The organism is Amycolatopsis sp. CFH S0740 (assembly GCF_004522315.1).
Taxonomy (GTDB): domain Bacteria; phylum Actinomycetota; class Actinomycetes; order Mycobacteriales; family Pseudonocardiaceae; genus Amycolatopsis; species Amycolatopsis nivea.
Genome location: NZ_SDLS01000007.1, coordinates 35,019 through 46,982, shown reverse-complemented (window position 1 = coordinate 46,982; position 11,964 = coordinate 35,019). Strand labels below are relative to the sequence as shown.

The 11,964-nt window shown below is 69.5% G+C and carries 13 protein-coding genes; all 13 read right to left on the bottom strand.

The genetic code is table 11. From position 1 onward, the window contains the following. Positions 1–11: 11 nt before the first annotated feature. Complete coding sequence (locus tag EIZ45_RS14495; RefSeq protein ID WP_134662782.1) at positions 12–983, bottom strand: superoxide dismutase; 972 nt, start codon at positions 981–983, stop codon at positions 12–14. Positions 984–1,088: 105 nt separating this feature from the next. Beyond that, positions 1,089–1,847 carry an SDR family NAD(P)-dependent oxidoreductase gene (locus EIZ45_RS14490; protein WP_078870221.1) on the bottom strand — a complete coding sequence of 253 codons (759 nt, stop codon included), beginning with the start codon at positions 1,845–1,847 and terminating at the stop codon, positions 1,089–1,091. Between the two features lie 32 nt (positions 1,848–1,879). Beyond that, on the bottom strand, positions 1,880–2,650 hold the full coding sequence (locus EIZ45_RS14485) for an SDR family NAD(P)-dependent oxidoreductase (RefSeq protein ID WP_134662781.1): 771 nt from the start codon (positions 2,648–2,650) through the stop codon (positions 1,880–1,882). Beyond that, the gene (locus EIZ45_RS14480) at positions 2,647–3,624 is read right to left on the bottom strand and encodes a beta-ketoacyl-ACP synthase 3 (protein ID WP_134662780.1); all 978 of its coding nucleotides are present in this window, start codon (positions 3,622–3,624) and stop codon (positions 2,647–2,649) included. Before EIZ45_RS14480 ends, EIZ45_RS14485 begins: the two co-directional genes overlap by 4 nt. Then, entirely contained in the window at positions 3,621–3,878 is a 258-nt protein-coding gene (locus tag EIZ45_RS14475) for an acyl carrier protein (RefSeq protein ID WP_158714388.1), read from the bottom strand. Before EIZ45_RS14475 ends, EIZ45_RS14480 begins: the two co-directional genes overlap by 4 nt. A gap of 44 nt (positions 3,879–3,922) precedes the next feature. Next, on the bottom strand, positions 3,923–4,888 hold the full coding sequence (locus EIZ45_RS14470) for a zinc-binding dehydrogenase (protein WP_134662779.1): 966 nt from the start codon (positions 4,886–4,888) through the stop codon (positions 3,923–3,925). A gap of 2 nt (positions 4,889–4,890) precedes the next feature. After that, positions 4,891–5,958, bottom strand: coding sequence for a 3-oxoacyl-ACP synthase III family protein (locus EIZ45_RS14465; RefSeq protein ID WP_134662778.1), 1,068 nt, complete (start codon positions 5,956–5,958; stop codon positions 4,891–4,893). After that, the gene (locus EIZ45_RS14460; RefSeq protein ID WP_134662777.1) at positions 5,955–6,830 is read right to left on the bottom strand and encodes a hypothetical protein; all 876 of its coding nucleotides are present in this window, start codon (positions 6,828–6,830) and stop codon (positions 5,955–5,957) included. Before EIZ45_RS14460 ends, EIZ45_RS14465 begins: the two co-directional genes overlap by 4 nt. Beyond that, positions 6,827–7,441: a hypothetical protein gene (locus EIZ45_RS14455; RefSeq protein ID WP_134662776.1), complete on the bottom strand. Its 615-nt coding sequence runs from the start codon at positions 7,439–7,441 to the stop codon at positions 6,827–6,829. The genes EIZ45_RS14460 and EIZ45_RS14455 overlap by 4 nt, the downstream gene beginning before the upstream one ends. A gap of 38 nt (positions 7,442–7,479) precedes the next feature. After that, positions 7,480–8,694, bottom strand: a complete 1,215-nt coding sequence (locus EIZ45_RS14450; RefSeq protein ID WP_134662775.1) for a cytochrome P450 — start codon at positions 8,692–8,694, stop codon at positions 7,480–7,482. 22 nt (positions 8,695–8,716) lie between these two features. Continuing rightward, a complete protein-coding gene (locus tag EIZ45_RS14445) occupies positions 8,717–9,376 on the bottom strand; it encodes an AfsA-related hotdog domain-containing protein (protein WP_167756448.1) in 660 nt (219 codons plus the stop codon). 124 nt (positions 9,377–9,500) lie between these two features. Continuing rightward, on the bottom strand, positions 9,501–10,274 hold the full coding sequence (locus tag EIZ45_RS14440; RefSeq protein WP_134662773.1) for an HAD family hydrolase: 774 nt from the start codon (positions 10,272–10,274) through the stop codon (positions 9,501–9,503). Between the two features lie 679 nt (positions 10,275–10,953). Further along, on the bottom strand, positions 10,954–11,235 hold the full coding sequence (locus tag EIZ45_RS14435; protein WP_134662772.1) for a hypothetical protein: 282 nt from the start codon (positions 11,233–11,235) through the stop codon (positions 10,954–10,956). Between the last annotated feature and the right edge of the window lie 729 nt (positions 11,236–11,964).

Genomic DNA, 11,964 nt, shown 5'->3' with positions numbered 1-11,964 from the left:
GAGATCGTCCGCTAGACCCCGGCGACCGCGGCGACGTCGAACGGGGTCACGGGCGTCGGGCTGCCGAACTGGCCGCGGGTCACGACCGTCTGCCCGCCGTAGCGGATCACCGAACTGGGAATCCGGAGGTCGTCGCTGGTGAACGAGACCTCCGGGGAGGCGACACCGGCGTCGCCGCTGAGTCCGGCCCGCACCACCGTGTTGCGGTAGTTCTGGGCGATCCACATCTTGTCGCCGGCGATGGTCAGGCCGTCGCCGTCGACAAACTTCGCGCTGCTCTGCACGACGCTGACCGAACGCGTCGCCAGGCAGATCCGGAACAATTGCCCGGTGGTGGAGTTGACTGTCACCAGATTTCCGCGGTACACGCCGATGCCGTTGAGGTTCAGCTGTTTCGCCGTGCCGTAGTCCGCGGGCGTGCCGCGCAGGGAGAGCCACTGCGGCAGGGTCGCGCCGTTCGCCGCGCCGGCGAGATCGGCCGGGGCGACCCGGTACACCACCGGCAGATACGAATCGGTGATGTACGCGCTGCCGTCCGGGCCGAAGGCGACATCGTTGAGCAGGCCGTCGGTGCTGCCGCTGGTGAATGCCGCGATCCGCGCTCCGGTTTTGACGTCGTAGACGTCGACGATGCCGGTGGGGCCGCCCAGCACCCACAGCCGGCCGGCGCTGTCGACTTTGACCCCGGTCGCGTTCGCCCTGCCGTCGGCGCCGCCGGGAATGAACACCTGCGCCTGCCCGGAACCGGCGGCGCGGCGGTCGACTTCGCCGTTGGTGTAGCTGGAAACGTAGATGTCGCCGGTGGCCGGGTCCGCGGTCAGCGACTCGGGAGCGACATTGCCTGCCGGAAGGGTGAACAGCGGCGTCACCGGACCGGCTGCGTCCGCCGTCCCCGCGGTCAGCGCCAACGCCGCGCAGGCGGCCAGCAACGCGATGCCGCGGCGGCCGGCCCTGCCCGGCGTCCGCGATTCGGAAAAGAACATGGTCGTCCATTCTTTCGTCCATCCGCGCGCGATTTTTCGCGCGCGGAACCCCAGTGCTGAGAAAAATGCTTCCCCAGGAAAAACAGCCGAAATCGGTTCCGTCGGTCAGACGACGGTCCAGCCGCCGTCGACGACGAAGCTCGTGCCGTAGACGAACCTGGCCTCGTCGCTGGCCAGGAACAGCACCGTGTCGGCGATCTCGTCCGGCTGGGCGTGCCTGCCGGCCGGCACGCTGCGGACGGTTTCCAGAATCGGCAGATCAGCCTGTGCCAGCAGCGGTTTGGTCATTTCGGTTTCGACCGCGCCGGGCAGCACCGCATTGGCCCGCACGCCGTGTTTGCCGTATTCGAGGGCCAGTTGCCGGGTGAATCCGATGACGCCGTGCTTCGACGCGGTGTAGGCGACCCCGCCGCCGCCGGCCACCAAGCCGGAGATCGAGGACGTGTTCACCACCGCCCCGCCGCCGTCGACGAGCGCGTCGAGCAGCGCCTGGGTGACGAGGAACATCCCCTTCAGGTTCACGTTCAGGACGCGGTCCCAGGCTTCCTCGGTCGTGTCGCGCAGGGTGGCGTAGTAATCGAAGATCCCCGCGTTGTTGACCAGGACGTCCACTGTGCCGAACTGCGCGGCGACCTCGCCGGCGGCCGTCCGCACCGACTCCGCCGAGGACACGTCGACCGCGAACGCGGCGGCCCGGAATCCACGGTCTGCCAACGTTTTCGCCGTCAGACCCGCGCCGTCGGCATTGACGTCCCATGCGGCGACGACGGCGCCTTCGGCGGCGAATCGTTCCGCGGTCGCCCGCCCGATTCCCGATCCCGCCCCGGTGATCACCGCGACCTTTCCGTCGAGGCGGCCTCCCATCGCCTTCTCCTTTCCCGCGCCGGCCGGCGGCGTCACTGGATGGTGAATCCGCCGTCGACCGGCATCGCGACGCCGGTGACGTAGGAGGCACGGTCGCTGCACAGCCACGCGACCACCTCGGCGGTTTCCTCCGGCTGCGCGGTCCGGGGCAGCGGGGTCAGCTGGTGCAGCGTCTCCTCCATGCCAGGGTTCTTCGTGAACCAGTCGGCCACCTGCTCGCTGTGCGTCGCGCCCGGTGCGATGGCGTTCACCCGGATCCGCTCGCGCCCGTACTCCGCGGCAGCCGCCCGGGTCAGGCCGACGACGGCGTGTTTCGCAGCGATGTACGGCGCGGACACGGGTGACGCGACGAGCCCGCCGACGCTGCTGGTGTTGACGATCGCACCGCCGTTCTCGTTCGTCAGCATCGTGGTGATCTCCGGACGGAGGCAGTTGAAGACACCGCGCAGGTTGGTGTCGACGAGGTAGTCGTAAACATCGTCGTCCATCAGGTGCAACGGGTCGCGCCCGATGCCGTGGCCCGCGTTGTTGAAGGCCACGTCGAGCCGGCCGAACCGCTCGACGGCAAGGTCCACCGCAGCCGCGCATTCTTCGGCGACGCGCACGTCCGCGACCGCGAACTCCGCTTCCGCGCCGCGGTCCCGCAGTTCCTCGGTCAACGCCTCCAACCGCTCCTTGCGCCGCGCCACCAGAACGACCTTGGCGCCCTCCCGCGCGAAAATCTTTGCCGCCGCGGCGCCGATCCCGCTGCTCGCGCCGGTGATCAGCGCGACCTTGCCTGCCAGCAGTCCCGGATGGTTCATGGTGTTTCCCTTTCGGTTGATTCTCCGCTTGCGCCGGGTCTCGCTTTCCACGAAATGACCCCGGCACCCCAGGTCAGGCCCGCACCGAAGGTGGCCAGGCCGAGGATTCCGCCCGCGGGCGCCAGCCGCTGCCCTGCGGCCTGCGCGAGCGCGAGCGGGATCGACGCGGACGACGTGTTCGCTACCCGGTCGACATTGAGAAAGACCTTGCGCTCGGGCACTTCCAGCCGCCGGGCAACCGCCTGCACGATTCGCGCGTTGGCCTGATGCGCGACGAAGAGCGCGAGGTCGCCTGCGTTCAGCCCGGAGGTTTTCAGCACCAGCCGGGTGTGCCCGGTCATCGCCTCGACGGCGTGTTCGTAAATGTCCCGGCCGCGCATCCGCAGCAGCCCGTCGTGCCGGCCGACGTACAGCAGGTCGATCTTCGTCCCGTCCGAGCCCAACGCGAAGACCGGCCGCATCGCGCCCGGTGCGCGCGACACCACCACCGCGCCCGCACCGTCGCCCAGCAGCACGGCCGTGCTCCGGTCGGAGAAATCGGTGATGCGCGAAAGCGCCTCGGCTCCGCACACCAGGACGTGCTCGGCGCGCCCGGACTCGATGAGCGCGATCCCTTGGTCCAGCGCGTAGAGAAAGCCAGAGCAGCCGGCGCTGACGTCGAACGCCGCCGGACAGTCGAGGCCGAGCCGGGTGGCCACCTCGACCGCGACACCCGGGCTGATCCGGTCCGCGGTGGACGTGGCCACGATGACGTGCCGGATCGCCTGCGGCGCGACCGCCGCGTCGGCGAGCGCGGCGCGGCAGGCCCGCTCCGCGAGGTCCGCGAGGGTTTCGTCCTCCTCCAGCCAGTACCGCTGCCGGATGCCGGTGCGCTGCACGATCCATTCGTCGGACGTGTCCAGGTGTGTGAAGTCGTCGTTGCCGACGACGCGGCGCGGCAGCGCCGATCCGGCCCCGGAGAGCGTGACCGTCATCCGAGCCCGGCCTTCCGGTAGATCACCGCGAGCGCCGCGCGGAGATTCTCGGCGTCTTCGAGGTCGCCGGGGTGCACGTCGATGCCGAACTCGTTCTTGACCGACAGGCCCATGTCGGTCACGTTCAGCGAATCCAGCCCCAGCTCGTCGAAGGACACATCCGGGCCGATCCGTTCCCGGGCCGCGCCCTGCTCCGCCAGCGCGTCGATCACGAAGGTCTCCAGCGCCTCGCGGGTCACCGCGGAACTGCTCACCACACCACTCTCCTTGGGTTAGTTTTTCCGTGCGGACAACTGATTCAGACCGTGAACACGACCTTGCCGAACACGTTCCCCTCCGCCATCGCCCGGAATCCGGCCGCCGCACGCGACAGCGGCAGCACCCGGTCGACCTCGGGCGCGAGCCGATGCTCCGCGCAGAACCGCAGGAGCCGCGCCAGGTGCTCGCGGGTGCCGAGCGTGCAGCCGGTGAGGGTGAGCTGCCGGTAGAACACGTGCGTCAGGTCGATGCGCGGAGTCGCCCCGGTGGTCGCACCGGAGACGACGATGTGGCCGCCGGACCGGACGCTCCGGAGCGAATGCGCCAGCGTCGCCTCGCCGACGGTCTCCATCACCGCGTCGACCCGGCGCGGCAGGCGGGTTCCGGGCGGGAAGGACGCGTCCGCGCCGAGCCGCTCGGCCCGCCGCCGCCGTTCTTCGGTACTGCCGGTCACCCAGACCCGGAACCCGCCGGCGGCGGCGAGCGCGACGAGCGCGGTCGACACCCCGCCGCCCGCGCCCTGCACCAGCACCGTGTCGCCGGGTTTCAGCGGTGCCTGTTCGAAAAGCATCCGATACGCCGTCAACCACGAACCCGGGAGGCACGCGGCCTCCTCGAACGAAAGCCACGATGGTTTGGGCAGCAGGTTCCGGACCGGGACGGCGACTCGTTCGGCGAACGTGCCGTCGTATTTCTCGCTCAGCACGGTGCGGTCCGGATCCAGCGTCTCGTCGCCCCGGTACTCCGGGTTCCCGATCACCGAATGCACGAGGACCGGTTCGCCGTTCTCGTCGACGCCGGCGGCGTCCGAACCGAGTACCACCGGCAGCCGCTGGTGCGGCGGCACCACGCCGCGCAACGTCCACAGGTCGTGGCGGTTCAGCGAAGCCGCGCGAACGGTCACCGTCGTCCAGCCTTCGCCAGGGGAGGGGTCCGGCCACTCTCCGGCGCGCAGCTGGCCGAGCGGGTCGGCGGCGTCGGTGCCCGCCGCTGAGATCGCGAACACAGCTAGCCCCGGGCCGCGCAGTGGCGCAGGCACATCGAACCCCACAGGAACCCGGCGCCGATGCCCGCCATGATCAGCACGTCGCCGTGTTCCGCGGGGCCGTTCAGCGTCTCGTGCAGAACGGTGAACATGCTGGCCGCGGCGGTGTTCCCGAAGCGCCGGACGGTGGTGGGAGCTCGCTCGGCAGGCACGCCGAGGCTCGCCATCGCCTCGGTGATGATGTTGAGATTGGCCTGGTGCAGCAGGTAATAGCCGACCTCGTCGAGACCGATCCCGGCTCGTGCCGCGGTTTCGCGGATGCTGCGCGGCAGCCGGTCGGTCGCCATGGTCCAGACTGCCTTGCCGTTCATCTTCAGGTACTGGTCGCGCCGCTGCAGGGTTTCCGGGCTGGTCGGCGTCCGCGAGCCGCCTGCCGGGATCTCGACCTCGTAGGACAGTTCGGAATCGGTGTGCCAGGACAGGATTCCGAAGCCGTCCGCGGTCGGCGAAAGCAGCGCGGCGCCCGCGGCGTCCCCGAGGAACACCCGGGTGCCGCGGTCCTGCGGATCGGTCGCCCGCGAACCCGCGTCGGCCCCGATCACCAGCACGTGCCGGTACGAGGTGTTCTGCAGCAAGTGCGCCGCCACCACCAGGGCGTAGATCCCGCCGGCACACGCCGCCTGGGTGAGGTCGAGCGGGACGGCGCGGTGCGCGCCCAGCCGTTCCTTGACCATCAACGCGGTGGAGGGCAGCGGCTGGTCCGGAGTGAACGTGGTGACGATGATCGCGTCCAGCTCGGCCGCGGCGACACCGCCCCGGCGCAGCGCCTCGCGCGCCGCTGCGATACTCATGTCCGATGTGGACAGTCCAGTCGCGAGGTACCGCCGTTCTTCGATCCCGGTGCGGGACCGGATCCACGCGTCGGAGGTGTCGAGCGTGCGGGTGAGTTCGGTGTTGGTCACCACCCGCGGCGGCACGCACAGCCCGGTCGACACGACGCCGACCGGCCGGCGCAAGCCCGCCGCCGCGTTGCGCCCGCGGGCGGCCTCGTCGGCCGGATCGCTGACCGGGGACACGATTCCTGACGTCATTTGCCATCTCCGTTGCGGGGCCGGGTGGTGAATTCGGCGAAGCCGGGCGCGTCGAGGCGCAGCTGCGCGTGGATGTCGGCGCCGAGACCGTGGTGCCCCACCGCGCCGCCGTAGTTCTGCTGGTAGCTCATCCACAGCACGACGAAATTGACCAGCCGGTCCGCGCTGTTCGGCGCGTCCGCGGCCGGGAACGGGTCGGGCAGCACGGCGCGGTAGCGCCCGTTGCCCTCCTCGTCGGCGACGAACACATTCGGCACTCCCAGCGGGCTGGGGTGGGCCGGGCCGTCCGGGTCCATGTCCCGGCGGCGGATCGCCATCACGGTGTACAGGCTTTCCGGGATCAGCCCGGAGAACTCGCCGCGGAACTCCGCCGCCGTGCTGTCCTCCGCCAGCGTGACGGTCAGCGAGCCGCGGGCCTTGACCCACTGCCCGAGCGTGACCGGCGCGGTCACCTTCGGGCCGTCTTCCGGCTGCAGATCCGGAATCGGGGCCTGGTGGAACGGATAGCTCGGGCGCGTCACCGAGAACGGCTCCGGCTGCTGTTGCGGCGCCATCACCGCGGTGTAGTTGGAGCAGGGCAGCGGCAGCGGCAGCGTGGCGAGCACCATCGCCTCGTCCTCGGCGGAAAGCTCCTCGGGCAGTTCGCGGACGATCCGGTAGGGGAGGGTGCTCCCGAACTCCGGGAGCGGGCTGTCCGCCGAGACGATCGCGCGTCCGGGCGCCGCCGCGACGCTGCCGTCCGGCTGCGCGCGGGTGATCGTGCCGATGACGACGAAGTCCCCGTCGGTGTTCATCACCTCGCTCGGCGGGTACAGCGGGCCCTGGGTGGTCATGCTCAGCCGGTAGACCGCGGACCGGCACGGCTCGGTCATCGGGACTGCTCGCCTTCAGCGGGAACCCGCCGGTAGATCCGGGTGTAGAGGCCTTCGTCGGTGACGAAACGGGGATGCGCCTGCCGGGCGATCTCGGCGTACCGCGCCGAGGCGAACGTCGGCAGGTACTCCTCCGGCGGGCAGGAGAACCCCGCGACGAACAGCACGCCCGGCTCGGTGCTCACCAGCGAGTGATAAGCCAGGAAGGCTTCGATCTTGGCCGACTCGCGGACCTCGGCGAAGATCGTCCCCTCGCGCCAGGCCAGGTATTCCTCGTGCACCGGCGGTTTCACCTCGACGTGCCGCAGTTGCACGTACGGGGTGTCCGGGAGGTCTCTGTCGACCGGCTTCGGCGCGGCGACGAATTCCAGCACCTGGGTGCGGAAGTCGCCGGTCTGCAGCGGCGCGAGCGGTTTGCGCAGTTCGCGCAGCCGGGCCAGCGGCGCGGCGAGCGCGGCCGCGTCGGCGACCGGCGTCAGCTCGAGGATCGCCGGGTGTTCGAGGCCCTCGTAGAGCGTGCCGGAACCGTTGTCCCGCAGCGCTTTGACCGCGTCGGCCGCCGACTGCCCGGCCACCGGGATCTCGGTGGCCAGGAGCAACGATGAAGTCATGAAGATTCCCTTTCCGGGTATCGGGGTTCGCGCCGCGGTCACCAGGCGACCGGCAGCTCGTGCACGCCGTAGATGAGCATTTCGTGCTGGTAGCGGACTTCTTCCGGAGCGACGGCGAGCCGCAGGGCGGGGATCCGCCGGTAGAGCGTGCCGTAGACGACCTGCAACTCGACCCGGGCCAGCGACTGGCCGAGGCATTGGTGCGGCCCGTAGCCGAACGCGAGGTGGTGGCGCGCCTTCTGGTGCGGGTCGAGGTCGTCCGGGGCCGCGAAGTGCCGGGGATCTCGGTTGGCGGCGGCGTTCGCGACGATCACGCCTTCGCCGGCGCGGATCAGCTGCCCGCCCACCTCGATGTCGGCGACCGCCACCCGCCGCCTGCCGGACTGGGTGATGGTGAGATACCGCAGCATTTCCTCGGCCGCGTTGGCGAGAAACGCCGGGTCGTCGCTGTCGCGGATCTCGGCCAGCCGGTCCGGATGGGCCAGCAGCGCCGCGGTGCCGAGACCGATCATGTCCGCGGTGGTCTCGTGGCCGGCGATGAGCAACAGCATGCTGGTGTCCACGACCTGCACCGAAGTCATCCGCCCGGCCCGGACCTGGTCGTGCACGAGCCGGCTGATCAGGTCGTCGCCCGGCGTCGCCTCCTTGGCGGCCACCAGGTCGCGCAGGAAACCGCGCAGCTCCTCCCTGGCGTTGTTGATGCCTTCCCGGCTCAGCGTCTTGTCCAGCATGGCGGCCGAGCGGTCCTGGAAGAACGCGGAGTCTTCGAACGGCACGCCGAGCAGTTCGCAGATCACCAGCGAGGAGACCGGCAGCGCGAAACGGCTCACCAGGTCGGCAGGCGGGCCTTGAGCGAGCAGAGCGTCGATGGCGTCGTCCACGATCTGCTGCACGTGCGGCCGCAGCTGCTCCGCCCGGCGCCGGGTGAACTCGCGCATGAGCACCCTGCGCTGGTCCAGATGCTCGGGGCCGTCCATGTTGATGAAGCTGCGCCAGGTCGAGGCGAGCTGCGCCGGCCCGGTGGTCGGGTAGCCGGGCAGCCGGAAGTTCGAGCTGAACCGCGCGTCGCCGAGCACCGTGCGGCAGTCCGAGTACCGGGTGATCAGCCAGTGCCGGGAGCCGTCCCAGTTGCGCACCTGCTGGACGGGCCGGGTCTCGCGGATCTCGGCGAGTTCCTCCGGCGGGTCGAACGGGCAGCCGGGGCGGCGGGGCATCGGGAATTTCGGCGGTCCCGCGCCTTCCGTCGTCGTCATGGTTCTCCTCTTCGCAGCGGGGTCAGCGGGCCGGATCGGGCGCCGGGGCGTTCTTGAGGGCGTGCCGCAGGGCGCGTTCGGCCCCGCGGTGCTCCTTGCGCTCCAGCGACTGCGCGGACAAGGCGGTGCCGACCGTCCGCACCTCCGCGATGTGCAGCCCGGCCTGCCGGAACTCGGTCCGCACGTCGAAGACCGGCCGGCCGAGGTCGCTGGTCCCGGCGGTCACCGCGGAGCGCAGCCGGGTTTCCAGGGGATAAAGGAAGTTGCGGAAAGTTGTCTCCATCTTGTCGAACAGATGAATTTCGCCTTCGCCCGGGTAATAGCGCTCGCACACCGCGAGATACATCTGCCGCGCGGCCTCCAGCACGATCATTCCCTGGACGTGCACGCCCATGTGGTCGAGTTGGAACTCCTGGTCGTTGTGCAACCGCAGCGCTGCCTCGAACTCGTGGTCGCCCACCGGTTCCAGTCCGGCGACCAGAACGTTGTGCGGATTGTGCTTGTGGGTTTCCGAACGGTCGCTGAGCGGGCCGTGCGTCAGCGGGTGGATCTCGACTTCGCCGGACGTTCCCCGGTGCGCGATTTCGTCTCGGATCCGGTCCCAGTCGCATTCTGCCACGCCTTGCCCGCCGACCAGCTTCGTCGCACCTGGCATGCCGTCGCCCCGCATCTTTTGGATCACTTGTGAAACGGTCAGAGCTCCGGTACGCGCGGCGAATTTCGAAAATCGATCGCCGACCACGACGAACGCAGTCATCCCCACCTCCACGGGGCTGGTGTCCTTGCTGAGTAATGTGCCGCGGGAGTCAGTGCGCGGCGTTTTCCCGCGCGCCGGAATACCGCGGCGCGGGGTCCGCGGGCAGGGCGGGCCAGCCGCGGGCGGTCAGCACCGGATCGTTCCCGACCACGACCGGATTGCCCACCGCGGCCAGCATGTCGAGGTCGCTGGCGTGGTCGCCGTACGCGAAGCAATCACGCGGATCCAGATTCGCCGCGGCGATCTCCGCCGTCACCGCGTCCCGCTTGGCCTCGCCGATCATCGAACGGCGGACTTCGCCGGTATACCGCCCGTCTTCCGAGGTCAACGGCTCAGAGCAGAGTACGAGGTCAGCCCCGAGGTCCTCCGCGAGCGGCGTCAGGCAGGCCGTGAAGGAGCCGGACACCAGCACGATCCGGTGCCCGGCGCGGCGATGTCTCTCCAGTGCCGCCAGGGCGGCCCCGACGAACGCTTCGGGACCCGCCCGGTACGTCGCGTACCAGGCCCGGCCCGCGGCCTGCACCTCGGCCGCAACGGCCCCGGCGAAATACCGGTAGTAAAGTCGATTCCCTTCCTCCCGCGGCCTGCCGGAGGCAGCGATCTGCCGCAATTCGCCGGCGCGGCGGGCATACCCGCTCCCGTCGTCGCCATGGCGTTCCATCCAGTAGCGCAGGAAGGCGAACATGCTTTTTGCGGTGATGACTGTTTCGTCGACATCGAAAAAAGCCGCACGCCGGACCGCGGCCCGGCTTTTCAATTCTTCCACCGTACCCCCAGTGCGGTACTGGCGCAGTTGCCGGATGCGCCCGTACCGCGTCGTCATGATGCCGCTGATGCACAGCTGTTTCCGATAAATGCGTCGCCCGCGCGGTTCCCGCGACGCCCGGGAACGATCCGCTGTCGCGCGCAAACCCTCGCCCGGAGATCGGATCCGACACTGAAGCTCTGTTCCCCAGATGGCGCGAGAATGCCCACCCGGTCTCCTTCTCACATGCTACAGGCGCAGCCGGTGAATTCGCTGCGCCATTTCGGTGATCCGAATCACGAGCCCGGCAGAACCTGAGGAAAATCTCGAAACGGACAAAATGACGACCGCAATGATCGCAATTCCATGAGAATTGTTCTTCTCGAATTGAGCGGACGGAAAGCCCCGGCGAGTGCGATAGCCGCACTGGGCGCGCGGTCCGGCTCCGAGATCCGCAAACAGGGAGCGGGGCAACCGCGGCAAAGGTGGGGGACAGTTGCGTTCCCGGTCGCCGTGAGCACGCAGCGGGCGCCTGCGGCCAAGTCCACGGCGGGCCGCAAGACGACGGGACGCGGGCGCGTGTGCTCCTGGCGATCCGATGCTGGCCGCGGTGACCGTGGCAGCCTCGGCGAGGAGCTTTCCCGCACCGGGAAACCCGTGCGGATCTTATCGGCGAGAGGTCGGTGCCCTGCGCGGGTCGCGATGCGGCAACAGGTTCGGGGAATGAACAGGAACAACCGCGAGTACCGGCCGGGTTTCACGCCGTGCTGGGTCCCGCGAGAGGTGGGTCCGGGTGGCCCATCGCGAGCCGCCGGTTCTCCGGCACGAAGACTCCGACCTGACGGTCGATGAACCAGGTCTCTCGGACGCCGGCGACAAGTATCTTGACCGGGCGGCTGTCGCCCGCCCGCACGCCGCGGCCGTCGAGGTTTTCCGAAATTGCCCGGCGGGCCGCCATCCGGCCGGTCGGCGACGTCGAAGGGAAACCGATCCGGGCGGAGTCCTGCATCGCAGTGACCAGACTGTCGGGGCTGGTCACCGTCCGGGCCGAAGGGTAGAACCGGTGCTGCGGCACGTCAGTGGCAGAAGCTCTCCACCTCCGACCCTGCCCGCAAAATCTGCACCGACTGCCCGCGGCGGTCGGGCGTCCGGCGAGAATTTCCGGTTTCGCAACCGCCCATGACTCCATTGCTCAACGGCCTAGGCACTGGCGTTGTACTGCGCGGTTCGGCGGCGAGCACGTCGAAACCTCGGCCGGGGACGCGCCGTGGGACAAATGTCAGACTCGCGATGACCGCCGACGGAGCATTGATCCATCCGAAAGGCTCATCCGCGGTTCCGGCGGCGCGGAGGCCCCTTGGCCGTCCGCTGCCGCGGGCGGATCGCGCCGCCTTGGGGTGAGCTGATCTTCTTCTGGCCAGGGCTGCGGCTAACCTGGTCGGGCGGCGGGGGCGCGAGGGTTGCACTGCTTGTCCTCGCGTGCGTGGCGAGCGCGGGTTTTCGTCGGTGACTCGCATCGTTCCGTTCGATTCGTTCCGTACCCCGGAAAACGAGCGCTTAGTTACGATCAATTTCGTTCAGGGGCACAGTTCCTGGTGCGGCGGTCCGGCCCGGGATGCGGCCTCGCGGACGTCGTGCTGATAGGCCGAAACTTCGGCGGAACGGTGATGGCACGGCCTGCCAAGGACAGCCGGGAGCGGCTGCGTCGTCGAGTCTTGTGGAACACAGTGGTGCCGCGGCCGGGCAACCGGGTCGAGGACGATCTCCC